This window comes from Pseudomonas sp. HMSC067G02, assembly GCF_001813485.1.
Classification (GTDB): Bacteria; Pseudomonadota; Gammaproteobacteria; order Pseudomonadales; family Pseudomonadaceae; genus Pseudomonas; species Pseudomonas aeruginosa.
The window spans coordinates 1-650 of the sequence record NZ_KV812709.1 but is presented as its reverse complement, the minus strand read 5'-3'; the positions used below and the strand labels follow the sequence as shown (position 1 = coordinate 650).

The 650-nt window shown below is 66.8% G+C and carries 1 protein-coding gene; it reads right to left on the bottom strand.

The features are described 5' to 3' along the window. Window positions 1–650 (bottom strand): AMP-binding protein (locus HMPREF2914_RS24515; protein WP_139148224.1); only part of this gene is annotated, 650 nt, incomplete at both ends.

Sequence of the window (650 nt, the reverse complement as noted above, 5' to 3'; positions counted from 1 at the left end):
AGGCCTGCAGCATCGACGGCACGAAGTGCAGCGTATCGACCCCTTCGCGGTTGATCAGCGCCACCAGCTTCGCCGGATCGCGATGGTCGCCCGGCGCGGCCACCACCAAACGTGCTCCGCTCATCAGCGGCCAGAAGAACTCCCAGACCGACACGTCGAAGCTGAACGGGGTCTTCTGCAACACCGTATCGCCGACGCCCAGCCCATAGGCCTGCTGCATCCAGCACAAGCGGTTGCTCAGCGCCGAATGGCGGTTGCCGGCGCCCTTGGGCTTGCCGGTGGAACCGGAGGTGTAGATGACATAGGCGAGGTTCTCGCCATCGAGATGAATATCCGGGTTCGCCTCACTGTAATCCTCGAACCAGGGCGCACCGCGATCCAGGTCGATCCGCTGCACGCCTTGCGCCAGCGGCAGCTTCAGGTGCGACTGGCTGAGCAGCAGCTGCACGCCGCTGTCCTCCAGCATGTAGGCCTGGCGCTCCTCGGGATACTCCGGGTCCACCGGCACGTAGGCGCCGCCGGCCTTGAGGATCGCCATCAGGGCCACGACCATCTCGATGGAGCGCTCCATGGCCACGCCCACCAGGCGGTCCGCACCGACCCCGCGCTCGATCAGGGCATGCGCCAGGCGGTTGGCCCGGCGGTTCAGC